The sequence below is a fragment of the Klebsiella sp. H-Nf2 genome (genome assembly GCF_002806645.1).
GTDB classification, from domain to species: domain Bacteria; phylum Pseudomonadota; class Gammaproteobacteria; order Enterobacterales; family Enterobacteriaceae; genus Klebsiella; species Klebsiella variicola.
In genome coordinates this window covers 1,150,135-1,172,208 of sequence record NZ_PIBL01000001.1, presented here as the reverse complement: position 1 = coordinate 1,172,208, position 22,074 = coordinate 1,150,135, and the positions used below count along the sequence as shown (strand labels likewise).

Annotated in this window: 19 protein-coding genes and 2 pseudogenes; 17 read left to right on the top strand and 4 right to left on the bottom strand. The window is 62.6% G+C overall.

Going from position 1 to position 22,074, the window contains the following annotated elements:
- The first annotated feature begins 74 nt into the window (after positions 1-74).
- Positions 75-1,271 carry a 3-(3-hydroxy-phenyl)propionate transporter MhpT gene (gene mhpT, locus CWM58_RS05830; protein WP_100680501.1) on the top strand — a complete coding sequence of 399 codons (1,197 nt, stop codon included), beginning with the start codon at positions 75-77 and terminating at the stop codon, positions 1,269-1,271.
- A 102-nt stretch (positions 1,272-1,373) separates the two neighbouring features.
- Positions 1,374-2,099 carry a polyphenol oxidase family protein gene (locus CWM58_RS05825; protein WP_032733197.1) on the top strand — a complete coding sequence of 242 codons (726 nt, stop codon included), beginning with the start codon at positions 1,374-1,376 and terminating at the stop codon, positions 2,097-2,099.
- Between the two features lie 12 nt (positions 2,100-2,111).
- Here CWM58_RS05825 and CWM58_RS05820 read toward each other — a convergent pair whose 3' ends face one another.
- Positions 2,112-3,692: a rhodanese homology domain-containing protein gene (locus CWM58_RS05820; RefSeq protein ID WP_100680500.1), complete on the bottom strand. Its 1,581-nt coding sequence runs from the start codon at positions 3,690-3,692 to the stop codon at positions 2,112-2,114.
- A gap of 5 nt (positions 3,693-3,697) precedes the next feature.
- The gene (locus tag CWM58_RS05815) at positions 3,698-4,300 is read right to left on the bottom strand and encodes a cysteine dioxygenase (RefSeq protein WP_012541416.1); all 603 of its coding nucleotides are present in this window, start codon (positions 4,298-4,300) and stop codon (positions 3,698-3,700) included.
- Between the two features lie 106 nt (positions 4,301-4,406).
- On the opposite strand from CWM58_RS05815, the gene CWM58_RS05810 reads away from it, so the two are divergent.
- The 7 genes and pseudogenes from CWM58_RS05810 (at position 4,407) to CWM58_RS05780 (ending at position 11,438) form a co-directional block, all read left to right on the top strand.
- Positions 4,407-5,300 (top strand): LysR family transcriptional regulator, encoded by an 894-nt coding sequence (locus tag CWM58_RS05810; RefSeq protein WP_100630651.1) that lies wholly within the window; start codon positions 4,407-4,409, stop codon positions 5,298-5,300.
- Between the two features lie 144 nt (positions 5,301-5,444).
- Positions 5,445-6,540 (top strand): annotated as a pseudogene (locus CWM58_RS05805) (LLM class flavin-dependent oxidoreductase).
- Positions 6,527-7,678, top strand: coding sequence for an acyl-CoA dehydrogenase family protein (locus CWM58_RS05800; protein WP_165785697.1), 1,152 nt, complete (start codon positions 6,527-6,529; stop codon positions 7,676-7,678). The pseudogene CWM58_RS05805 and the gene CWM58_RS05800 overlap by 14 nt, the downstream one beginning before the upstream one ends.
- A gap of 5 nt (positions 7,679-7,683) precedes the next feature.
- The gene (locus CWM58_RS05795; RefSeq protein ID WP_023340331.1) at positions 7,684-8,646 is read left to right on the top strand and encodes an ABC transporter substrate-binding protein; all 963 of its coding nucleotides are present in this window, start codon (positions 7,684-7,686) and stop codon (positions 8,644-8,646) included.
- Positions 8,643-9,680: an ABC transporter substrate-binding protein gene (locus tag CWM58_RS05790; RefSeq protein WP_100680498.1), complete on the top strand. Its 1,038-nt coding sequence runs from the start codon at positions 8,643-8,645 to the stop codon at positions 9,678-9,680. The genes CWM58_RS05795 and CWM58_RS05790 overlap by 4 nt, the downstream gene beginning before the upstream one ends.
- Positions 9,661-10,656 carry an ABC transporter permease gene (locus tag CWM58_RS05785; protein ID WP_100680497.1) on the top strand — a complete coding sequence of 332 codons (996 nt, stop codon included), beginning with the start codon at positions 9,661-9,663 and terminating at the stop codon, positions 10,654-10,656. Before CWM58_RS05790 ends, CWM58_RS05785 begins: the two co-directional genes overlap by 20 nt.
- Positions 10,650-11,438 carry an ABC transporter ATP-binding protein gene (locus tag CWM58_RS05780; RefSeq protein WP_100680496.1) on the top strand — a complete coding sequence of 263 codons (789 nt, stop codon included), beginning with the start codon at positions 10,650-10,652 and terminating at the stop codon, positions 11,436-11,438. The genes CWM58_RS05785 and CWM58_RS05780 overlap by 7 nt, the downstream gene beginning before the upstream one ends.
- Before the next feature lie 377 nt (positions 11,439-11,815).
- Here CWM58_RS05780 and CWM58_RS05775 read toward each other — a convergent pair whose 3' ends face one another.
- Positions 11,816-13,888 carry a TonB-dependent siderophore receptor gene (locus CWM58_RS05775; RefSeq protein WP_087653252.1) on the bottom strand — a complete coding sequence of 691 codons (2,073 nt, stop codon included), beginning with the start codon at positions 13,886-13,888 and terminating at the stop codon, positions 11,816-11,818.
- Between the two features lie 505 nt (positions 13,889-14,393).
- Here CWM58_RS05775 and CWM58_RS05770 point away from each other — a divergent pair.
- The 8 genes and pseudogenes from CWM58_RS05770 to CWM58_RS05735 all read left to right on the top strand — a co-directional run bounded on the left by CWM58_RS05770 (position 14,394) and on the right by CWM58_RS05735 (position 21,537).
- Positions 14,394-15,215 (top strand): ABC transporter ATP-binding protein, encoded by an 822-nt coding sequence (locus CWM58_RS05770; RefSeq protein WP_061154275.1) that lies wholly within the window; start codon positions 14,394-14,396, stop codon positions 15,213-15,215.
- Entirely contained in the window at positions 15,212-16,237 is a 1,026-nt protein-coding gene (locus CWM58_RS05765) for a FecCD family ABC transporter permease (RefSeq protein ID WP_100680495.1), read from the top strand. The genes CWM58_RS05770 and CWM58_RS05765 overlap by 4 nt, the downstream gene beginning before the upstream one ends.
- Positions 16,234-17,274: a FecCD family ABC transporter permease gene (locus CWM58_RS05760; protein WP_100680494.1), complete on the top strand. Its 1,041-nt coding sequence runs from the start codon at positions 16,234-16,236 to the stop codon at positions 17,272-17,274. Before CWM58_RS05765 ends, CWM58_RS05760 begins: the two co-directional genes overlap by 4 nt.
- Positions 17,264-18,241, top strand: a complete 978-nt coding sequence (locus CWM58_RS05755; RefSeq protein WP_165785721.1) for an ABC transporter substrate-binding protein — start codon at positions 17,264-17,266, stop codon at positions 18,239-18,241. The genes CWM58_RS05760 and CWM58_RS05755 overlap by 11 nt, the downstream gene beginning before the upstream one ends.
- Positions 18,207-19,140, top strand: a pseudogene (locus CWM58_RS05750) (MurR/RpiR family transcriptional regulator). The gene CWM58_RS05755 and the pseudogene CWM58_RS05750 overlap by 35 nt, the downstream one beginning before the upstream one ends.
- A gap of 92 nt (positions 19,141-19,232) precedes the next feature.
- Positions 19,233-20,000, top strand: coding sequence for a basic amino acid ABC transporter substrate-binding protein (locus tag CWM58_RS05745; protein WP_061154280.1), 768 nt, complete (start codon positions 19,233-19,235; stop codon positions 19,998-20,000).
- Between the two features lie 63 nt (positions 20,001-20,063).
- Positions 20,064-20,828, top strand: a complete 765-nt coding sequence (locus tag CWM58_RS05740) for an amino acid ABC transporter permease (protein ID WP_004151161.1) — start codon at positions 20,064-20,066, stop codon at positions 20,826-20,828.
- Positions 20,815-21,537 (top strand): amino acid ABC transporter ATP-binding protein, encoded by a 723-nt coding sequence (locus CWM58_RS05735; RefSeq protein WP_012541428.1) that lies wholly within the window; start codon positions 20,815-20,817, stop codon positions 21,535-21,537. The genes CWM58_RS05740 and CWM58_RS05735 overlap by 14 nt, the downstream gene beginning before the upstream one ends.
- 65 nt (positions 21,538-21,602) lie before the next feature.
- Here CWM58_RS05735 and CWM58_RS05730 read toward each other — a convergent pair whose 3' ends face one another.
- On the bottom strand, positions 21,603-21,995 hold the full coding sequence (locus CWM58_RS05730; protein WP_012541429.1) for a RidA family protein: 393 nt from the start codon (positions 21,993-21,995) through the stop codon (positions 21,603-21,605).
- Positions 21,996-22,074 lie beyond the last annotated feature (79 nt).

Genomic DNA, 22,074 nt, shown 5'->3' with positions numbered 1-22,074 from the left:
GAAAAACGCGCGGCTGACAAAGCATCAGCCGCCAGTCACCTGCTCCGTTTGTTCGGCTATCGCCAAGGTACCCTATGACCAAGATAACGACTGCAAACCCCTCGCGCCTGGTGCTCACCATCGGGCTCTGTTTTATGGTGGCCCTGATGGAAGGGCTGGATCTGCAGGCGGCGGGGATTGCCGCCGTCGGCATGGCGCAGGCCTTTGCGCTGGATAAAATGCAGATGGGCTGGATCTTCAGCGCCGGGATCCTCGGCCTGCTACCCGGCGCGCTGGTGGGCGGCATGCTGGCGGATCGCCACGGACGCAAGCGCATTCTGCTGGGGTCGGTGCTGCTGTTTGGCCTGTTCTCGCTGGCCACCGCGGTGGCATGGAGCTTCCCGACGCTGCTGCTGGCGCGCCTGCTCACCGGCGTCGGGCTCGGGGCGGCATTGCCGAACCTGATTGCCTTAACCTCGGAAGCCGCTGGCTCACGCTTCCGCGGCCGGGCGGTAAGCCTGATGTACTGCGGCGTGCCCATTGGCGCCGCGCTGGCGGCGGCGCTGGGCTTTTCCGGTCTCGCCGCGGCCTGGCAGACTATTTTCTGGATTGGCGGCGTGGTCCCGTTACTGCTGATCCCGCTGCTGATGCGCTGGCTACCGGAGTCGCAGGCGTTTCAGCGCGCGGAGGCCAGCGTGCCGCTGCGCACTCTGTTTGCCCCGGGCCAGGCCGCCGCCACCCTGCTGCTGTGGCTGGGTTATTTTTTCACCCTGCTGGTGGTCTATATGCTGATCAACTGGCTGCCGATGCTGCTGGTGGGCCAGGGATTCCGCGCCAGCCAGGCGGCGGGGGTGATGTTCTCTCTGCAGATCGGCGCCGCCTGCGGCACGCTGCTGCTGGGAGTGCTAATGGATAAGCTCACCCCGCTGCGGATGTCGCTCCTGATCTACAGCGGGATTCTGGCTTCCCTGCTGGCGCTGGGCAGCGCGTCGTCGCTGAACGGAATGCTGCTGGCGGGGTTTGTCGCCGGGCTGTTTGCCACCGGCGGCCAGAGCGTACTCTATGCCCTGGCGCCGCTTTTTTACCCCGCAGCGATCCGCGCCACCGGGGTCGGCACCGCCGTGGCGGTGGGCCGTCTTGGGGCGATGAGCGGCCCGCTGCTGGCCGGCAAGATGCTGGCTCTCGGCACCGGCACCGTCGGGGTGATGGCGGCCTCGGCGCCGGGCATTGTGCTGGCTGGGGTGGCGGTGTTCTGGCTGATGCATCGCCAGCAGCGCGCCGCGATTGTCTGAGACGCATCCGGCGGTCTGGCAAAAAAATGCCGGGCCGCCGCCTTGCCTGTCCGCGTCACCTGGCCTATGGTAAGACATCATTCCCTGTCGCTTATCGTCCCTATGGCTTACACCTCCCGTTTGCTCAATGCTATCCCTGGCATCCGCCACGCTTTTCTCGATGTCCATGAAACCGCCGCCTTTCCCTATGCCGAGCTGGCTCCGGTGAAGCTGGTGCATGGTAATGAGGTTCATCATTATCAGCAGCCGCTGCCGACGCGCCCGCACGCCGACGCGGTGTTTACCGCGGTGGCCGGGCAAAAAGTGGGGGTGGTGACCGCCGACTGTCTGCCGCTGCTGATCGCCTCGCGCGACGGTCGCTTCGTCTGTAGCGTGCATGCCGGCTGGCAGGGGCTGGCCAGCGGTATTGTCGACAATAGTCTGGCCTGTTTTCGCCAGCAGGGGGTGGCGTTGGCCGATCTGGTCATCGCCGTGGGGCCGCATATTCACCCTTGCTGTTACGAAGTCTCCGCCGCATTTTATCAGCAACTGCTGGACCAGCCCGGCGGTGATCGGGTGGCCCGCCATCGCCAGCGGCTGTTTCATTCCCGTTCGGGCCCGGTCAGCGATCCGCTCAAAGCCGCCGCACGCGGCAGCGATAACCTGTGGTTTGATCTGCGCGCCTTTGCCGAAGCGATCTTCGCAGAGGCGGGAGTGTCGCCGGCGAGCGTTGAATGGCTGGGGAGTTGCACCTACTGCACCCCGCAGTCGCTGGGCTCCTACCGGCGCCGGACCCATTTTCCGGCGCCGAAGAGCTTTCAGTATTCGTGGATCCTGCGCGAGGCCTGAGGCGCGCTCGCGCTAGAGCACCCGAAAACCGTGGGTGCCGTCGCGGGCCAGCTGATCCACCAGGCCATACTCCCACTCCAGATAGGCCTGCATGGCCTCGGCGGAATTATCGGTTCCTTCGTACGGACGACGATAGCGGTCACGGCGCTCGACGGCGAGGCCACTGTCGCCATGCGCCAGCGGCAGACCGGCGGCGATCCACGCCAGCGTCCCGCCGGTGAGCAACTGCACCGGTTTACCGGTCAAGGCCGCCACCTCCGGCACCGCGTAGCGGGCCAGCAGACTGCTGCCGCAGGTCACCACGTAACGTTGGGCGGGAGGGATCACGTCCAGGGCCTGGCGCAGCTGCGAGCGCGTTAGCCACCACGCGCCGGGGATATGGCGAGCGACAAAGTTGGCGCTGGTGGTGAAATCGAGCACCACCGTACCGGGTTCGTCCAGCTGTTGCGCCAGCTGCGCCGGGCTTATCTCCTCCGCCTGCGGGCCGGGCGGCACCTCGGCGGCCGGCACCCCGCGTTCGCTCAGCTGGCTGGCCGACAGCGCGCTCAGCCGCGCCGTCTCCCAGCCCATCTGCGCCAGCCACGAGCCGGTTATCGCCGCCCGGATGCCATCGTCATCCAGCAGCACAATTCGCGCCCCTCGTACGCTGGCGAAGTGATCGGTCTCCTGCACCAGCTGGCCGCCTGGCGCGCTCAGGCTGCCGGGATAGTGACCCGCCGCGTACTCCTCGGGGCTGCGGACATCAAACAGGAAGGTAGTGCGGTCGTTCTGCTGCAGCCAGCGTTGCAGCGTGGCCTCATCGATGACTGCCACCCCGGCCCGTTCGGCAAGATGCGCCACCTCAGCGGCCCGGGCGCCGGAGGCGCGGGCGGAGGGATCGTATTGCCGCTGTTGCTGGTGCGCCAGCGTCTGGCCGGCCAGCGTCCAGCCGATAGTGCCATTGCGCAGGGCATGGACCGGGTTTGGCACGCCGGCGTTGATCAGCGACTGGGTGCCGATGATGCTGCGGGTGCGTCCGGCACAGTTGACGATAACCGGCGTCTGCGGGGAGGGCGTCAGGCTCTCTACCCGCAGGGCCAGCTCGCCGCCGGGCACGCTGATGCTGCCGGGGATGCTCATGGTCTGGTACTCATCGAAGCGCCGGGCGTCGACGATCACCACCTCCTGCTGGCTGTCGATGAGCGCCTGAACCTCCTGGGCGCTGAGCGACGGCGTGTGACGCACGCTTTCCACCAGTTCACCAAAGGCTTTACTGGCGGAGTTGACGTCCTGAAACAGCTCGCCGCCGCTGCGGCGCCAGCCGGCGAGCCCCTCTGTCAGCAGGGCCACATCCTGATAGCCCCAGGCCCGCAGCCGTTCGACGGCGATCTCCGCCAGACCTTCGCCGTTGTCGTAGATGGTGAGCGGGGTGGTGAAGCGCGGTATCCGCCGGCGGACCTCCAGCTCCAGTTTGCTGAGCGGCAGATTGACGGCAAACAGCGGATGATCGGTGGCGAAATCGGCCTCTTCCCGGACGTCGATCAGCGCCAGTTCACGACGATCGAGCAGTGCCTGGCGGATCTCGGCGGCCTGGCGATAAGCGTAGGTGGACATAGTGGTTATCCTTGATGTTCGCGGGAGGAATCCCAGATATTGGGTAAATGGCGGTTGGAGTAGCCGGAGATAAACGGTTTCTGCTGTCCTTCCGGGGTATACACGGCGCGCTTCACCGCGCCGATATTGCCGCCGTAGATGTGAATGCTGATGGAGACGCGATCCGCCAGCGCATTGCTGACGCGATGAATATCGCCATCGTCAGCGGAGACTTTCTCCACCTGGCCTGCTTCCAGAAGCGTGGCGGCGCCCAGCGCGCGCGGTATACCATCGGCATCCAGTTGGTAGCGTTGATTCTCTTCCGCGCCGCGCAGCATACCAATGGCCCCCCACACCCGGTGGTCATGGATCGGCGTCGCTTGCCCCGGTCCCCAGACGAAGCTGACAATCGAGAAGCGCTCCCCGGAGTCGGCATGCAGCAGATACTGCTGGTAATGGTGCGGATGCGGCAGGGTGTACTCTTCCGGCAGCCAGTCGTCGTAACGCACCAGCGCCGCCAGTCGCTGCGCCACGGCGTCAAGCAGCGGGGCGGTCTGGTGGTGTTCACGGTGCAGGCGGTCTACCTCATGAATGAAATGGCGTAATTTTTCCAGTCGTGGTGCAGTCATGTGCGGTTCCTGTCAGAGGGACTGGTCAAAACGCTAACAGAGGCGTTAATATTATTAAAATGCAATTTATGCATATATTAATATGCAAATTTCACATAAGGATCCTATGCGCATTGACGATATTGACGCTTTGCTGGCCACGGTGCAGTTTTCGTCCCTCAATCAGGCCGCGGAATATCTGGGGATCACCCAGTCGGCCATCACCCGGCGCCTGCAGCGCCTGGAGCAGGAGCTGAACGTGACACTGTTGGAGCGCCAGACCCGCCCGCTGACCCTGACTGCCGCCGGACACCGGGTGTACGAGCAGTGTCTGAGCATTAAGCGTGAGACGAAAAAACTCTACAGCCTGTTGGATCCGGAAGGCGAGCCGCGCGGCGCGCTGCGTCTCGGCGTGCCGCAGAGTCTCAGCGAGATTGCCCTGCCGGCGGCGCTGTCAGCGCTGAGCCAGCAGTTTCCCGGACTGTCGCCGCAGATCACCTGCGGCTGGAGCGGACAGCTGCAGCGTCGGCTGGAAAACGGCGAGCTGGACGGCATGCTGGCGATGGGGCCGGCCCAGCAAAGCTTCGCCGAGGGCTACAGCGGACGGCTGCTGTGTCCCCTGGAGGTGGTGCCGATCGTCGGCCGGCGTTTGAATTTGCGCGCGTCATCCCTGCGGGAGTGCGCCGAACAGGGCTGGATCCTTAACCCCGACGGCTGTGGTCTGCGCGCCGGGCTCATTCGCGAGCTGCAGAGTCAGGGATTGAGGTTGAAGCTTAATGTCGAGAGCGCGGGCGCGCAGCTGCAGATAGCGCTGGTGGCGCAGGGACAGGGGCTGGGTCTGGTGCCGCGGGCGGCGCTGGCCAGCAGCCCGTGGCGGGACGAGATCGCGGTCCTCAACCTCAGCGATTTTCAGCCTGCGGTCTCACTGTGGCTGATCCACGCCCAGTATCTGGCAAACCTGCAGCCGCCGCTGACCTTTTTCGCCAGCAAAGTGGTACAGCAGCTGACAGTATCCGACTGAAAGCACTATGCATTTTTGTTTAATGCTAATTCAGCATATTAAGATATGATAAAAATGCATTTTGCTCATTAACACACTCTGTATAGGGTAATGACCAGCGCCGCTGTCGCGGCCACTCCATTACCCTGACGCAAGGAGTTGTTCATGAGCATTCAGTTTCTCGGCATGATTGGCCACCGCCTCTCTTCCGAAACGATTGCCCCGGTGGGGCCGATCTTTGACCGCGACTATATCGTTCGCTTTGCGCAAACCCATGAAGCCGCTGGGTTTGATCGTCTGCTGGTCGGCCACTGGTCCGATCAACCCGACGGCTTTCTAGTGACGGCCCTGGCCGGGCTGTCGACGCAGAAAATCCATTACCTGCTGGCTCATCGCCCCGGTTTTGTTTCGCCAACCCTCGCCGCGCGCAAATTCGCCACCCTTGAGCACCTGTTGGGGGGCCGGCTGGCGGTGCATATCATCAGCGGCGGCAACGATGCCGAGCAGCGCCGGGATGGCGATTATCTCGACCACGACCAGCGCTACGCCCGCACCGACGCCTTCCTCGACACCGTGCGCCAGGTGTGGACCAGCGAGCAGCCGGTGGATATTCACAACGATTTTTATCAGGCCGAGCAGGCCTGGTCCGCCATTCGCCCGCTGCAAAAACCGCATCTTCCCATCTACTTCGGCGGCTCGTCGGAAGCGGCCATCGCCGTCGCCGGCAAACATGCCGACGTCTTCGCCCTGTGGGGCGAGTCGCTGGCACAAACCGGCGAGACCATCCAGCGCGTGCGCGCCGAAGCGGCGAAACACCAGCGTGATATCGGCTTCAGCGTCTCGTTCCGGCCGATTGTCGCCGACAGCGAAGCCGAAGCCTGGGAGAAAGCCGAGCATATCCTGCACGTCGCCACCGAGCAGGCGGCACAGCGCGGAGGGGGTTTCAAAGCCAAACCGGACAGCATCGGCGCCCAGCGGCTGCGGGCCACCGCGGCGCAGGGCAGGGTGGTGGACAAACGTCTGTGGACCGGCATCGCCCAACTGGTGGGCGGCGGACATAACTCCACCGCCCTGGTGGGCACCCCGGAGCAGGTGGCGGATGCGCTGCTCGATTACTACGACCTCGGCGTGCGTAACTTCCTGATCCGCGGATTCGATCCGCTGAACGACGCGGCCGACTATGGCCGGGCGCTGCTGCCGATCGCCGGGGAAAAAGCCGCGCGGCGTGCGGTGGCGGAGCGCGCATCGTGATCCATCCTGAGCGCGACGGCTGGGCCCGGCAGCTGACGGCACTCCGCCAGCAGATGGCGGAGCAGGCGGCCAGCCTTGATGCCAGCGGCGAGTTTCCCCAGCGTAATATCGACCTTCTGCGCGCGGGAGGCTGGTTAAGTCTCGCCGTGCCGCCATCCTGCGGCGGCGCGGGCGCCACTCTGGCCCAGCTTCAGCAGGCCATCGCTGCCATCGCCTGGGGAGAGCCGGCGACAGCGCTGATCGTCTGCATGCAGTATCTGCACCATTTGCGGCTGGCGGAAAACGACGCCTGGCACGCGCCGCTGCGCCAGCAGGTTTTTCACGATGCTGTCGAACACGGTGGCCTGATCAACAGCCTGCGCGTCGAGCCGGAGCTGGGCTCCCCGGCGCGGGGCGGCTTGCCGGACACCGTGGCGACCCGTCGCGCGGAGGGCTGGGACATCAGCGGCCATAAAATTTATACCACCGGCATTGAAGGGTTGCGCTGGCTGGCGGTGTGGGCCAGAAGCGATGATAACCCGCCGCTGGTGGGCACCTGGCTGGTGCCTGGCGACAGCCCGGGTATCAGCGTGGTGAAAAGCTGGGATCACGCCGGGATGCGGGCCACCGGCAGCCATGAAGTCATTTTTAACCACGTGCGGGTGGCGGCAGAGCACGCGGTGGATGTCTGGCCGGCCGATGCGCCACCCGCCGCGGAGGCCGAACCGTTTCGCCTGTTCGCCAACCGGCAGACGGCGCTACTGGCGGCGATCTATGACAGCATTGCCCACGCCGCTCACGACTGGCTGGTGAGGTGGCTGGCGGGGCGGGTACCCGCCGGTCTCGGGCATCCCCTCTCTCGTCTGCCACGGGTGCAGGAGAAAGTCGGGCAGATCGCCGGGCTGTTGCTGGTCAACCGCAGCCTGCTGGAGCAGGCCGCCGCGCTGCGCTTTTCCGCCATCGAGGCCAATCTGGCGAAAGTCACCATCACCGACAACGCCATTCAGGCGGTGAATATTGCGCTCGAGCTGACCGGCAATCATGGCCTGAGCCGACAGAACCCGCTGGAACGCCACTACCGCAATGTGCTCTGCGGACGGGTACATACCCCACAGAGCGACAGCGCCTGGCTGGCAGCCGGCAACTTCGTCTTTCAATCACAAGGATAATCACGATGCGTCTATCATTTTCAGGCCGGGTGGCGGCAGCGCTGATGCTGCTGGCGCTGGGCGGCTACGCGACAGCGCAGGAGCGGATCACCCTGCGTATCGCCGATCAAAAAGGCGGCATGCGTTCGCAGCTGGAGGCGGCCAACGCCCTGCAAAATCTCCCTTATGACATTAAGTGGGCCGAGTTCCCGGCCGCCGCGCCGCTGGCGGAAGCCCTCAATGCGGGCGCCGTGGACGCGGGGATCATCGGCGATGCGCCGTTGCTCTTTGCTCTGGCCAACGGTGCGCCGGTCAAGGCCATTGCCGTGGATAAAAGCAACCCGGCGGGGACCGCGGTGCTGGTTTCCCCCGGCAGCACGTTAAAAAGCGGCGCCGATTTAAAAGGCAAACGCATCGCCACCGGTAAAGGGTCGATTGGTCATTTCGTGGCGCTGAAAGCGCTGGAGCAGGCGGGGATTTCACCGAAGGAGGTGCAGTGGGTGTTCCTCGGCCCGGTGGACGCCAAAGTGGCGCTGCTTAACGGTTCGGTGGACGCCTGGGCGACCTGGGAGCCCTACACCACCCAAATGGTGAAGACCAATGAGGGGCAGATTCTGGTGAGCGGCAAAGGGCTGCTGCCGGGGAATACCTTCCTCGCGGCAACGGATTCCGCGCTGAACGATCCGCAAAAACGCGCCGCGCTGCAGGATTATCTCCAGCGCCTGGCCGGCGCCGAGCGCTGGGCCTACGCCAATCTCGACAGCTACGGCAAAACGCTGGGGGAGATCATCCGCTTCCCGGCGGAGATCGCCCGCGCGCAGTTTGCCAACCGCCAGTCGCAGTGGCAGCCGCTGGCAGAGGAAACGGTGACCCAGCAGCAGGCAACGGCGGACTTTTATCTCGCCAACGGACTGATCCGCACCCGGCTGGACGTGAAGCCGACCTTTGACCGCCGTTTTAGCGTGCCCGCCGCCGAGGTGACACCATGACCAGAAACACTTTTTCCCGCCGCCGTTTTTTACAGCTCAGCGGCGGCCTGGCGCTGGCCGGGGTCGCTCTGCCGCTGTGGGCTCACGATATGGCGGACATGGCCAGCGGCGATGCCCATCCGGCGCTGCGCCTGCCACAGCCCTACAAGATCAAGCTGGCGATCAATAAAAGCGCGGTATGCCTCGCGCCGGTCGCCGTCGCCGAGCAGCAGAAGATTTTCAGTAAATATAACCTCGACGTTGAGTTTGTTAACTTCGGCAACTCCACCGATGTGCTGCTGGAGGCGATCGCCACCGGTAAGGCCGACGCCGGGGTGGGGATGGCGCTGCGCTGGCTGAAGGCGCTGGAGCAGGGCTTTGACGTCAAGCTCACCGCCGGGACCCACGGCGGCTGTCTGAACCTGCTGACGGCCAAAGACTCGCCGTTCGGCGGCCTCGAGAGCCTGAAGGGACAAACCATCGGCGTCACCGACATGGCCGGGCCGGATAAAAACTTCTTCGCCATTCTGCTTAAGCGCCACGGTATCGACCCGATCAGCGACGTGCAGTGGAAAGTCTACCCGGCGGATCTGCTCAGCGTGGCGCTGGACAAGCGCGAAATCGCCGCCATCAGCGGCAGCGAGCCGTTCAGCTATCGTCTGCTGGAGACCGGCAAGTATCAGCTGATCGCCAGCAATATGACCGGGGATTATGCCAACCTCAGCTGCTGCGTGCTGGGGGTGAGCGGGAGCCTGGCGCGGGACCATAAACCGGCGGCCGCCGCGCTCACCCAGGCGATCCTTGAGGCGCACAGCTATGCCGCAGCGCATCCGGAAAGCGTGGCGCAATCCTTCCTCGCCCATGCTCTGAACACCAGTGAAGCTGAGGTGAGCGGCATCCTGCACGGGCAGGGCCACGGCCATCACGCGGTGGGCGAAGCATTCGTGAAAGAGCTGACGCAGTACGCGGTTGACCTGCAGCGAGTGCAGGTGATCAAACCGGGTACCGATCCCCATCAGTTCGCGGAGAGTATCTATGCCAACGTATTCGCCTGAGCAGGCTCTGGCGCGCCCCACCGGCCGCGCGCCGCTGTGGGGAGAAGGGCTGCTGGCCGCCGCGCTGTGGCTGCTGGGCGGTCTGTTTACCCTGGCCTGGCCCGATGTCGGGCGGCGCTGGCCGTTTAGCGAAGGGTGGGCGCTGGCGCAATTCACCCTCGGCGGCGGATTACTGCTGCTGGCGCTGAGCTATCGCTACTGGCGAGCGCGCGGCGCGCGTGTGCTGCATGCCGGCAAGTGGCTGGCGCTGTTGCCGGTGCTGTTTGCTGTCTGGGAAGGGCTGACCGCCAAGAGTGCCGTGCTGCCGGTGCCGTTTTTCGCGCCGCCGCAGGCGCTGATCGAAGTGCTGCACGATGACTGGCCGCGCCTGCTCGACAGCCTGCTGCACTCGCTGGGGCTGCTGGGGCTCGGCGTGCTGCTGGGCACCAGCAGCGGGTTCATCACCGGTCTGGCCATTGGCTGGTCGCAACGGATTGGCTACTGGGTTCATCCGGTGTTACGTCTGCTGGGGCCGGTGCCGTCCACCGCGCTGCTGCCGCTGTGCCTGTTTATTTTTCCCTCGAGCTTCGGCGCCAGCGTGTTTTTGATCGCGCTGAGCACCTGGTTCCCGGTCACGGTGCTGACCTGGTCCGGAGTGATGGGCATTGATAAGGCGTGGTACGACGTGGCGCGGACCCTCGGCGCCAGCCAGCGTTTCCTGATCCTGCGGGTGGCGATCCCCGCCGCGCTGCCGAACGTCTTTGTCGGCCTGTTTATGGGGCTCGGCGCGTCGTTTTCGGTGCTGATTGTCGCCGAAATGGTCGGGGTGAAGTCAGGGATCGGCTTTTACCTCCAGTGGGCCCAGGGCTGGGCGGCCTATCCGAATATGTACGCCGCGCTGCTGGTGATGGCGTTGTTATGCTCCGGCCTGATAAGCGGATTATTTATGCTGCGTGACCGGCTGCTGAGCTGGCAGCGAGGAGGAATGCAATGGTAACAGCGACGCCAGAATCGCCGGCGATAGCGCGCGGCGCGGCGGTATCCATCAGCCATCTTCATCATGCGTTTACGCTTGGCAAACAGACGGTACCGGTGCTGGAGAATATCAGTCTGCAGCTGCGGCCGGGGGAAAGCGTGGCGCTGCTGGGCCCTTCTGGCTGCGGCAAATCAACCCTGCTGCGGCTGCTGGCGGGGCTGGAAGCGCCGCAGAGCGGACAGATGCAGATCGACGGCGCAGCGCTCGGCGCCCCGGGGCCGGAGCGGATCCTTGTGTTTCAGGATCCGACGCTCTACCCATGGCTGACGGTACGGCAGAACGTGCTGCTGGGCCCGCAGGCGCAGGGCAAAAAGGGGCAGGAGGCGAAGGCCGATGCGCTGATTGACCGCATCGGGCTGCAGGCCTTCAGCGAGGCGTGGCCGCGGCAGCTGTCCGGGGGGATGGCGCAGCGTGCGGCGCTGGCGCGCGCCTTGTTGAACGAACCGCGTCTGCTGCTACTCGACGAGCCGTTGGGCAAACTCGATTCACTGACCCGCATTAGCATGCAGCGGGAGCTGATCGCCCTCTGGCAGCAGCAGGGGTATACCAGCCTGCTGGTGACCCACGATATCGAAGAGGCGCTGCTGCTGTGCGAGCGGGTGCTGGTGATGTCGCCGCGTCCAGGGCGGATTATCGCCGAGTTCGCGCTGCCGCTGGATTTTCCCCGTCATCGCGATAACCCGCAGCTGCTGCAGCATCGTCAGGATATATTGCGCATCCTCGGCCAGGAGGAGGACTGGTAAGCTGAACGCATTGCCCGGTGGCGGCTGCGACAAATGTCACGGAAACGTAGGCCGGTGCAAGCGCAGCGCCGCCCGGCAATGAACATCCGGCGCCAGGCGCCACGTTTTTGCCCGGTGGCGGCTGCGCCTTACCGGGCCTACGAACTCGACAGGAAGGGGAAGGACCGCAGGTCATGCAGTTGCAGGACGGTGCAAGCGCAGCGCCGCCCGGCAATGGGCATCCGGCGCGAGACGCCTGTTTTGCCCGGTGGCGGCTGCGCCTTACCGGGCCTACGAACTCGACAGGAAGGAGAAGGACTGCAGGCCATGCAGTTGTAGGCCGGTGCAAGCGCAGCGCCGCCCGGCAATGAATATCCGGCGCGACGCCATGGTCCGGCTTAAAAATCCATCTTCACCGTGAACTGCACTTCGCGCGGGTCGCCAATCTGGTTGCCGAGGTTATTGGTGCCGATCGAGGAAGTGTAATAGGTCTTATCAAACAGGTTCTTCACATTCACCTGCAGCGTCACCGGATACTGCAGCTTCATCTTATAGGCGGCGAACACATCCGCCACCGCATAGCCCTGCAGATAATAATCCGCGCCGTTGGTGCCGGAGCGCTTGCTGACCGCATGGCCGCCGCCGCCGACGGTCAGGGTGTTGCTGTTATAGACGTTATGAATGTCATAGGTCAGGAATAGCGAGCCGGTATGTTTCGGCACGTTTGGCAGCGGTTTCCCCGCGTAATCTGGATCTTCCAGCACTTTGGCGTCGGTGTAGCCGTAGCTGGCGATCACGCTGAGGTTATCGGTGATGGAACCCGCCAGATCCACTTCCACGCCCTGGGAACGCACTTTGCCCGCCGTTTTGGCCACCGTCTCATCGCCAATGCTCTCGGTGTACAGCACGTTACGCTTATGAATATCAAACAGCGCGATATTGGCGGTAATGCCGTTTAACAGGTCGAATTTGGCGCCGACTTCGTAGGAGGTGGACTCTTCCGGCGGCAGCTCGCCGATATAGCTGGCGATTGACGACTGCGGCATAAACGACTGGGCGACGTTGGCGAACAGGGAGACGTTCGGCGTCACTTTGTAGACCAGGCCGGCTTTCGGCGTCCATTTCTCATCGCGGCTGTCGGTATTGACGTTAAACGGTCGGCCTTTACCGGCGTACTGGGTGTAGTACTGGTAGCGCACGCCGGCGACGGCGATCCAGTTGTCAGTCAGGTACAGCGCGTCCTGCACGTAAGCGGCATAGCTCTCCTGCTGGATACGCTGATCGCTGTCGGATGCGGAGACGGTATTACAGGTGTCGAGGGTGCCGTAGACCGGATGATAGATGTTAAAGCCTTTAACGTTCTTGCAGCGCAGCATATCGGTGCGCAGCAGATCGTAATTCTCATAGGCGACGCCGGTCAGCAGTTCGTTATAAAAGCCGCCTACCACCACGTTGCCCTGCAGGTCAGCGCGGGTGGAGTGCATCTTCTGCGTTGAACCGTGGGTACCGTCAACCCGGCGGGTGAGATTGCCGGTCGCCGAATCATAGGCCATCACCCGCGCCTGGTTGTCGTTGTAATTGTCCTGGCTGTAGCTGTAGTCGAAGCGCGCGGTCCAGGCGTCGTTAAGGCGATACTCGGCGTTGAGCTGAGCGAGATCGGAATAGCCATCGGTAATATTAAACGCTTCATCGAAGCGGGTTTTGCGATCGACGTTCACCGCATGGCCGGTATTCAGATCGAAAATAGTGCCGCGGTCAAAGGGCGCGCTGTAGTCGCGGTGCGAATAGGACGCGGTCACTGTCGCTCGTTCACCAAACCAGGTCAGGGAAGGGGCGATAAAGCTGCTTTTGTTTTTACCAAAATTGCGCCAGTAATCCTCATTCTGGTATTCCCCAATCAGCCGGTACGCCAGATTTGTGCCTTCGATGGGGCCGGTGACGTCGAAGCTGCCGGTACCGCCGCCAAAGCTGGTGGACGTCGCGGAAACCGAACCAGAGAACTGCCGCTCCGGCCGTTTGGTGATGACGTTGATCAGCCCGCCGGGGTCGAGGATACCGTACAGCGTCGAGGCTGGCCCCTTCAGGACTTCCACCCGTTCGGTGGCGGCGTTAAAACTGCGTGGCAGCACGGTGCGCAGGCCGTTGGTCATGATCGAGCCGTCGCGGTTGGCGCCGAAGCCGCGGCGGGTAAAGGCGTCCTGGGTACCGCCGAGGGTGTTGGTCTGCACCACGTTAGCGACGTTATACAGCGCCTCGTCGAGTGAGGTGGCGTGCTGATCTTCGAGAACCCGATCGCTGACGGTATTAACCACCTGCGGAATATCCAGCAGCGGCATCGAGGTCAGCGTCGCGGTGGCGGAACTGAGAGGCTGATAGCCGCTGGTGGCGCTCTGCTGCGCGCTGTCGGCCACCACGGTGATGGTCTCTTCCGCGTCGTTATTACTTTTCGCCGCGCTATTGTCGGCGGCCATTAATCCCGGTGAGGCTAAAAAAAGAAGCGAAAAAAGCGCGCGCCCTTGCAACGCTCTGCAGGCGACATGGGGTTGAGTCATTATCTGTTTCTCGTGAACGAATCTGCCTTTGCGGTCAGATTAAGCCAATAAAATCATTGCCCTGAATAATAAAAGCACTCTGTTTAGCGTCTGAATGCGCCTTCAGATGTGTAATTGAGAATCATTCAATCATGAAGAGATGTAGTAGTAAACGTTATGTAAGATAAAAAATTGGCGATGGTCAATGGCGGGGTTATCACGTTTTCTTGATATGGGGTTTTGTTGTTATTTTATTGATATTAGATGATTTTATTGGTTTTTATTTAGCGCGGCCTCGCTGTAGTTATCGTGACAAACTGAAGACAGTGGCGAGTATTGACTACTACATCTATCCCCGTCATGATCAAAAGAGAATGAGATTTATTTTTGTTTGACTGCAGAATGTCCAGCGATGACCTGGAACGCTGCGGCGCAGGAGCGAGTTATGCCACAGCGGGTGAAACCTGCAGAGCAGGGGATCGTACTGGATGCCCTGTCGGCCGGATACGGCCAGACCCTGATCGTTAACGACATCAACCTGACCATCCCTACCGGCAAAATGACGGTGCTGGCCGGGGCGAACGGCTCCGGCAAATCCACGCTGCTCTCGACCATCGCCAGAATGCTGAAACCGCTCGGCGGTTGCGTGCGTCTGGACGGGCAAGCCATTCACCAGATGCCGACGAAGGCCGTCTCGCGCCAGCTGGGCATTCTCCCGCAATCGCCGCTGACCCCGGAAGGGTTAACGGTTTTCGAGCTGGTCTCGCGCGGGCGCTACCCGTGGCAGGGGCTGATGCGCCAGTGGTCTGAGGCCGATGAGCTGGCGGTGGAAGAGGCGCTGCGCTTAACCGGTACTGCCGAATTCGCCCATCTGCCGGTGGACAGCCTCTCCGGCGGCCAGCGTCAGCGCTGCTGGATCGCCATGGCGCTGGCCCAGCAAACGGCCACCATTCTGCTCGATGAGCCGACCACCTGGCTCGATCTGCGCTATCAGGTCGATATCCTCGAGCTGCTCCAGACCCTCACCCGCGAACATGGCCGCACGGTGGTGACGGTGCTCCATGACCTCAACTTTGCCGTGAACTACGCCGATCTGCTGGTGTTCCTCAAACAGGGGCGCATCGCCGGCACGATTAGCGACAACGACGTCTGTAGCCCCGAGCTGATTAAACGCGTGTTTGACGTTGACGTGCAGATGTCGATTAACCCGCAAACCGGCAAACCGTTCTTTATGCCGTTTCGCGCCCGCCAGGCCGTTGACGCATGAGCGCCGCCGTTCTGTACGCCGCGCGGCGTCATGCCCGCCCCCGACTGGCGCTCTTGCTGCTAACGCTGCTGCTTATCGCCGCCTCGCTGGTGCATCTTGGCTTAGGCGCCCGCTGGATAGCCCCACAGACGGTGCTGCAGGCGCTGCTGGAGTACAATCCGCGCAACTTCGACCAGCGGATTATCGTCGATCTGCGCCTGGTGCGGCTGGCGGCAGCGCTGCTGACCGGCGCGGCGCTCGGCGTCGCCGGGCTGCTGCTGCAGACGGTGATCCGCAACCCGCTTGGCGAGCCGCATATTCTCGGCCTTAACGCCGGCGCTTCGCTGGCGGTGGTGGCGACCTCTGCGCTGGGCCTGTCTTTCAGCGCTTTCCCCGCCGCGCGTCCGCTGACCGCCGCCTGCGGCGCAGCGCTGCTGTTCGGCGGCGTGATGGCGCTGGCCTCTGCCGGGCGCGGCGGGGCGACACCGCTGCGCATCACGTTGTGCGGGGTAGCGCTGTCAGCGTTTGCGTCGGCGGTGACGTCGGCGATATTGATTCTCGATGAACAGACGCTGCTGGCGATGCGCACCTGGCTGGCCGGCGACCTGGCCGGACTGAACTGGAGCACGCTGCAGACGGCGCTGGTCCCGGCGCTGTGCGGCCTTGGCGTCGCGCTGCTTATTGCCTCACGGCTCAATGTGCTGGCGCTGGGAGATAAGGTGGCGCTGGGCCTTGGCGTTAATCTCGTCCAGACGCGGCTGCTGGGCCTGCTGGCGATTGCGCTGCTGTGCGGCGCGGCGGTGGCGGTGGCCGGGCCGATCGGCTTTGTCGGGCTGGTGGTGCCGCACGTGGTACGCCGTCTGGTGACGGAAGATATCCGTCTGGCGCTGCCCCTGGCGGCGCCGGTGGGGGCGCTGGTGCTGGTGCTGGCTGACATCGCCGCCCGGACGCTGGTCGCGCCGCAGGAGCTGGCGACCGGAGCGATGACCGCCCTGGTGGGTGCGCCGCTGTTTATCTTTATCGCCGCGAGGTTTTTTAAATGAAGCGCGCCGTTCACCGGGCCGGTTTTCGGCCGCTGGTTATCGCCTCCCGCCAGCTGCTGCTGCGCCCGGCGGCGCTAAAAGTTGCCGCCATCATGATGCTGATGCTGCTGGCGCTCGGGCTGTACAGCCTCAGCCGCGGCAGCTATCCGTTGCCCGCGTCGACGCTGCTGACGCCGCAGCGGTTGGGCGAGCAGCCGCGCTTTATTCTGTTTGATATCCGCCTGCCGCGGATCCTGATGGCGCTGCTGTGCGGGGCCATGCTGGGGCTGGCCGGCGCGGCGATGCAGAGCATCACCCGTAACGGGCTGGCCGACCCGGGGCTGATTGGCGTCAAAGAGGGGGCCAGCATCGTGGTGCTGGCGCTGGTGCTGTTTTTCCCGGCGGTAGGCCTGGTCTGGCGGCCGCTGGCGGGGATGGTCGGCGGCGTGGCGGTGGCCCTGTTGGTCCTGACGCTGGCGCGCGACTGCTCGCGGCCGCGCTTTATTTTAATTGGTATCGGCGTCTCCTGGACCCTGGCGGCAGCGGTCGGCATCTTTATGACCACCGCCGACGTTCGCGACGTGCAGACGGCGATGATCTGGCTGGCGGGCAGCCTGCAGGCCGCCACCTGGCCGCTGCTGGCGGTGGCCTTTTGCTGGGCGCTGCCCGGGGCCATTATCCTGTTCTGTACCGCCCGGGCGGCGGACGTGGCGCTGCTGGGCGACCGGACCGCCATCGGCCTCGGCGTACGTCTGCAGCAGCTGACGGTGCTGCGCTTTTTCGCGCCGGTACTGCTGACCTCGGCCAGCGTCTCCTGCGTCGGCAGCCTTGGATTTGTGGGCCTGATGGCGCCGCATATGGCGCGTTTCGTGCTGCGCGGCGGCCAGGTCTCGCTGCTGTGCGGCAGCGCGCTGATTGGCGCCTTGCTGGTGCTGGTGACCGACACCTTTGGCCGGCTGGCGTTTGCGCCGCTGCAGATCCCGGCGGGGATTGTTATTGCCCTGGTGGGCTGCCCGTTCTTTGTTGTCTTGCTCTGGCGTCGCCGTGATGCCCTTTAACCAGGAAGGTAGTATGCGTTGGTTCGTCTCATTGCTGCTGTTGCTGACGGGGGCCGTCAGCGCCGCCGCCCCACAAACTCAAACTTTCACCGATGATTTAGGCCGCGCGGTCACCGTGCCGCTGCATCCGCAACGCATTGTTTCGATGCACGATCTCGATATTACCATTCCGCTGATTGAGCTCGGGGTGCCGCCGATCGCCAGCCACGGCCGGACGCGCCCGGACGGCAGCCACTATCTGCGCGCCAGCGCCCAGCTTACCGGTGTCGATTTCGACAACAGCGATATCCGCTTTATTGGCACCGCCGATATCGATCTGGAAGCGGTAGCCGCCGCAAAGCCGGATCTGATTATCACCGAGCCCAGCCGCCACGTGTCGGTAGAGCAGCTGGAGAAGATTGCCCCGACGGTGAGCATCGACCATCTGCAGGGTAGTGCCCCAGAGATTTACCGCAAGCTGGCGCAGCTGACCGGCACCCAGCCGCGGCTGGCGATCCTTGAGCGCCGCTATCAGGAACAAATCAAACAGCTGAAAGCGATGGTCAACCCACCCCAGTACAGCGTCTCCGTGATCCAGGCGAACAACGGCAAGGTCACCGTGCATCATTCGTATCATGCGCTGGGCCGGGTGCTGCGCGATGCCGGGTTCCGCTTTCCGCCGCTGATTGAGCGGATCCCCGATGGCCAGCGAATTGATGTCAGCGCTGAACAGTTGCCGGAGCTGGATGCCGATTTTGTCTTCGCCACCTGGCGGTCGGATACCGGCGGTAAGCCGCAGGATGAGCTGCAGGCGATGGAAGGCGTGATGCCCGGCTGGTGCGACTTTTTGCGTGCCTGCCGCACCGGGCATTACATTTTGCTGCCGCGGGAAGAGGTGATCTCTAACTCCTACGCCGCGCTGTCTCTGATGGTGGCCCAGGTGCAGTCGCATATTGCCGGCAGGCCGATCCCGGCGGAGGCCAAATGAAAAGCGCGGTAAAAAAAGAGAAGGGCAAAGTCGACTTGTTCGGCGAACGCTATCGCGCCCGGGCGCACCAGCTTTCCCCCCGGCTGCGGGCCGTGGTCAGCTATATCAACGACAACCGCGAGGTGGTGCTGGAGCATACGGCGATGGAGATCGCCACGGCGACCCAGACCTCCGACGCCACGGTGGTGCGCGCCATCCAGGCGTTGGGCTTCGCCGGGCTGCGCGAGCTTAAGCAGACCATGGAGCGCTGGTTCGGCACCTCGGTCACCTCGGCGGAAAAGATGCGGTCGACGGTCACGGCGCTCTCCAGCGACGTCAACTCCAGTATTGATTTTGTGCTTGAAGGCCATCAGCGGGTCTGCGAGGTCCTGTCGCGCGCCGACAACCGCGCGGCGGTGGCCCAGGCGGTGGCATTGCTCAGCGACGCGCGACAGGTAGGGATCTTCGGCATCGGCGCCTCGGGGATCCTTGCCGAGTACACCGCCCGGCTGTTCAGCCGCATTGGCCTGCCGGCGTACGTGATGAACCGCACGGGCTTTAGCCTCGCCGAGCAGCTTATCGGCCTGCAGCGCGGCGATGTGCTGATCATGATGGGGCAAAAATCCCCCCATCGCGAAGGGATGACCACCCTGCGCGAGGCGAAGCGGCTGGGTATCCCGACGATCCTGCTGACCCAGGCGGTGGACTCGCGCTTCAGCCAGGAGGCGCAGGTGGTGATCGACGTCCCACGCGGCGGGGACAGCACCAGAATGCCGCTGCACGGCACGGTGCTGGTCTGTCTGGAGATGATTGTCCTGTCGGTGGCCTCCACCACGCCACAAAAAACGGTGAAATCCCTGAAACGAATCAACGACCTGCACCGGGCCATCGGTAAATCCGGCGGTAAACGGGGCAGTTGAAGAGATAATTCACCAGCGGGAAGGTTTCCGGTTGCATATAAAAGTCAGTGTGTGTATTTTTATGCAAAATAAATGCATAAAAAGGAAATCTCATGATCAAGAACTTGCTCAAAGCGTGTTTCATGATGGCCGCGCTGACGGCAGCCGGACAGGCGGCTGCGGAAACCTATACCGTCGGTTCCGGCGGCACCTACCGGCCGTTTGAATTTGAAAACAGCCAGAAACAGCTGGAAGGTTTCGACATCGACATCATCAAGGCCATCGCCAAAGCCGAAGGCTTTGACGTCAAGCTGGTCAATACCCCCTGGGAAGGCATCTTCGCCACGCTGAACACCGGCGACCGCGACATCATCATCTCCGGGATCACCATCACCGATAAACGCAAACAGATGGTCGATTTCTCCGCGCCGTACTTCCCGGCCGAGCAGTCTATCGTCGTCGCCCAGGACTCGAAGGTGGATTCGCTGGCGGCCCTGAAAAACGAGAAGGTCGGGGTGGTGAACTCCAGCACCGGCGATATCGTGGTTTCTGAGGTGCTGGGCAAAAACAGCACCGCGATCAAGCGTTTCGACAATACCCCGCTGATGCTCCAGGAGCTGTTTGAGGACGGCGTCAGCGCCGCGGTGGGCGACGTCGGGGTGGTGAAGTACTACATCAAACAGCACCCGGAGAAGCAGTTCAAGCTGGTGCCGGATGCCAAATTTGAGCGTCAGTATTTCGGTATTGCGGTAGCGAAAGGCAACAGCGAACTGCTGGGCAAAATCAACGCCGGGCTGCAAAAGATCGTTGCTGACGGGACTTACGCCAAAATCTATAAAACCTGGTTCGACGACAACGTGCCGACGCTGCCAGCGCAATAATCCACCATTTTCAGTGACCACGGCTATCGCCCAGGCGATAGCCGTATTTTTTAGGGAAGGACTATGACGGGATTCCGTTGGGAGATCATCGAGGAGTACGGCCCGCTGTTTGTGGACGGCGCCCTGATGACGATTAAATGTACCATTATCTGCGTGATCCTCGGGACGCTGTGGGGGTTAACTCTCGGTCTCGGGCGGATGGCGAAGGCCGAGCACGGGCCGTGGAAATATATTCTCCGCTACCTGGTGCAGTTTCCGGTGCGTTTTTACGTTAGCGCCTTCCGCGGTACGCCGCTGTTCGTGCAGATTATGGTGGTGCACTTTGCGCTGGTGCCGCTGTTTATCAACCCGCGCGACGGCCTGCTGGTGACCAGCGGCCTGATGAGCGCTGACTTTGCCCGCGAGCTGCGCGCCAGCTACGGGGCGTTCCTCTCCTGCATCGTGGCGATCACCCTTAACGCCGGAGCCTATGTGTCGGAGATTTTCCGCGCCGGCATCCAGTCGATCGACAAAGGGCAGATGGAGGCCTCCCGCGCGCTGGGCATGCCGTGGTGGAAAACCATGCGCAAGGTGATCCTGCCGCAGGCGTTTCGCCGCATTCTGCCGCCGCTGGGCAACAACGCCATCGCCATTGTCAAAGACTCGTCGCTGGCCTCGGCGATTGGCCTGGCCGATCTGGCCTACGCCGCGCGCACCGTCTCCGGCGCCTACGCCACCTACTGGGAACCCTACCTGACCATCTCTCTGGTCTACTGGGTGATCACCTTCCTGCTGGCGCAGCTGGTTAACCGTCTGGAAAAGAGGTTTGGCAAAAGTGATTCACATTAATAACTTACATAAGCGCTTCGGCGACAGCCACGTGCTGCGCGGCATTAGCTGCGATATTAAACCGCAGGAAGTGGTGTGCATCATCGGCCCGTCCGGCTCGGGAAAAAGTACCTTCCTGCGCTGCATGAATGCCCTGGAAACGGTCAGCGAAGGCGAGGTGGTGGTTAACGGCTTTGCCGCCCACGACCGGACCACCGACCTCAACAAGATGCGCGAAAGCGTCGGCATGGTGTTCCAGCGCTTTAACCTGTTCCCGCATATGACGGTGCTGGAAAACCTGATTATGGCGCCGATGAATCTGCGCAATATGCCGCGCCAGCAGGCGGTCGACCTGGCGGACGCCTTGCTGGCGAAGGTGGGCTTAAGCGATAAGCGCGACGCCTGGCCCTCGAGCCTGTCCGGCGGCCAGCAGCAGCGGGTAGCCATCGCCCGCGCGCTGGCGATGAAGCCGTCGATTATGCTGTTCGATGAGCCCACTTCGGCGCTGGATCCGGAGCTGGTGGGCGACGTGCTGGAGGTGATGAAAAACCTCGCCAGCGAGGGGATGACCATGGTGATCGTGACCCACGAAATGGGCTTTGCCCGCGAAGTGGCCGACCGGGTGATCTTCATCGACCAGGGCGTGATTCAGGAAGAGGGCAAGCCGGGGCAGATCTTTAGCGCGCCGACCAACCCACGCACCGCCGCGTTCCTCAGCAAGGTGCTGTAAACCGAGCGGGCTGGCGCCAGGCCAGCCCGCTGAGATCTGATCAGAAATGCATCACCATTATCGGATTACACAACCTCCATTTTTGCCACAATCCGCATTTCCACAAGGGCATTTTCGGGAATGAACTCTGATACACCGATGGCGGTCCATGCCGGGTATGGAGCTTTTATATACCTATCTTTCACTTTAGAAAAAAGGTCTATATGTTTTTTTAGATCAATATGAAAAGTCGTCATTTCAAGTATGTTTTCATAAGTTAATCCGGCAGCTTCTAAATAAACCCCCAGCTTATAAAAAGCATCATGGAATTGTTCTTCAGGATGTTGACTAATCGGTTTGTCTTTACGCGCGGCGGTAACACCTGAAAGGTACACTGTGCCATCTGACTCGATGATGGGGGAGAAGTGCCAGTCATTAAAATAATGTTGAAACTCTTCAGGAACTATCGACTTTTTCATGATTTTTCTCAAATGGATGATTTAAAAATGACAGCGTGCTCGAAGCAGCGGTGATGTCCAAAAATACTGTTACACAAGC

Excerpts from the sequence above, each read along its gene's own strand:
- mhpT (WP_100680501.1), top strand. The coding sequence starts at position 75 with ATGACCAAGATAACGACTGCAAACCCCTCGCGCCTGGTGCTCACCATC.
- CWM58_RS05825 (WP_032733197.1), top strand. The coding sequence starts at position 1,374 with ATGGCTTACACCTCCCGTTTGCTCAATGCTATCCCTGGCATCCGCCAC.
- CWM58_RS05820 (WP_100680500.1), bottom strand. The coding sequence starts at position 3,692 with ATGTCCACCTACGCTTATCGCCAGGCCGCCGAGATCCGCCAGGCACTG.
- CWM58_RS05815 (WP_012541416.1), bottom strand. The coding sequence starts at position 4,300 with ATGACTGCACCACGACTGGAAAAATTACGCCATTTCATTCATGAGGTA.
- CWM58_RS05810 (WP_100630651.1), top strand. The coding sequence starts at position 4,407 with ATGCGCATTGACGATATTGACGCTTTGCTGGCCACGGTGCAGTTTTCG.
- CWM58_RS05795 (WP_023340331.1), top strand. The coding sequence starts at position 7,684 with ATGCGTCTATCATTTTCAGGCCGGGTGGCGGCAGCGCTGATGCTGCTG.
- CWM58_RS05790 (WP_100680498.1), top strand. The coding sequence starts at position 8,643 with ATGACCAGAAACACTTTTTCCCGCCGCCGTTTTTTACAGCTCAGCGGC.
- CWM58_RS05785 (WP_100680497.1), top strand. The coding sequence starts at position 9,661 with ATGCCAACGTATTCGCCTGAGCAGGCTCTGGCGCGCCCCACCGGCCGC.
- CWM58_RS05780 (WP_100680496.1), top strand. The coding sequence starts at position 10,650 with ATGGTAACAGCGACGCCAGAATCGCCGGCGATAGCGCGCGGCGCGGCG.
- CWM58_RS05775 (WP_087653252.1), bottom strand. The coding sequence starts at position 13,888 with ATGGCCGCCGACAATAGCGCGGCGAAAAGTAATAACGACGCGGAAGAG.
- CWM58_RS05770 (WP_061154275.1), top strand. The coding sequence starts at position 14,394 with ATGCCACAGCGGGTGAAACCTGCAGAGCAGGGGATCGTACTGGATGCC.
- CWM58_RS05765 (WP_100680495.1), top strand. The coding sequence starts at position 15,212 with ATGAGCGCCGCCGTTCTGTACGCCGCGCGGCGTCATGCCCGCCCCCGA.
- CWM58_RS05760 (WP_100680494.1), top strand. The coding sequence starts at position 16,234 with ATGAAGCGCGCCGTTCACCGGGCCGGTTTTCGGCCGCTGGTTATCGCC.
- CWM58_RS05755 (WP_165785721.1), top strand. The coding sequence starts at position 17,264 with ATGCCCTTTAACCAGGAAGGTAGTATGCGTTGGTTCGTCTCATTGCTG.
- CWM58_RS05745 (WP_061154280.1), top strand. The coding sequence starts at position 19,233 with ATGATCAAGAACTTGCTCAAAGCGTGTTTCATGATGGCCGCGCTGACG.
- CWM58_RS05740 (WP_004151161.1), top strand. The coding sequence starts at position 20,064 with ATGACGGGATTCCGTTGGGAGATCATCGAGGAGTACGGCCCGCTGTTT.
- CWM58_RS05730 (WP_012541429.1), bottom strand. The coding sequence starts at position 21,995 with ATGAAAAAGTCGATAGTTCCTGAAGAGTTTCAACATTATTTTAATGAC.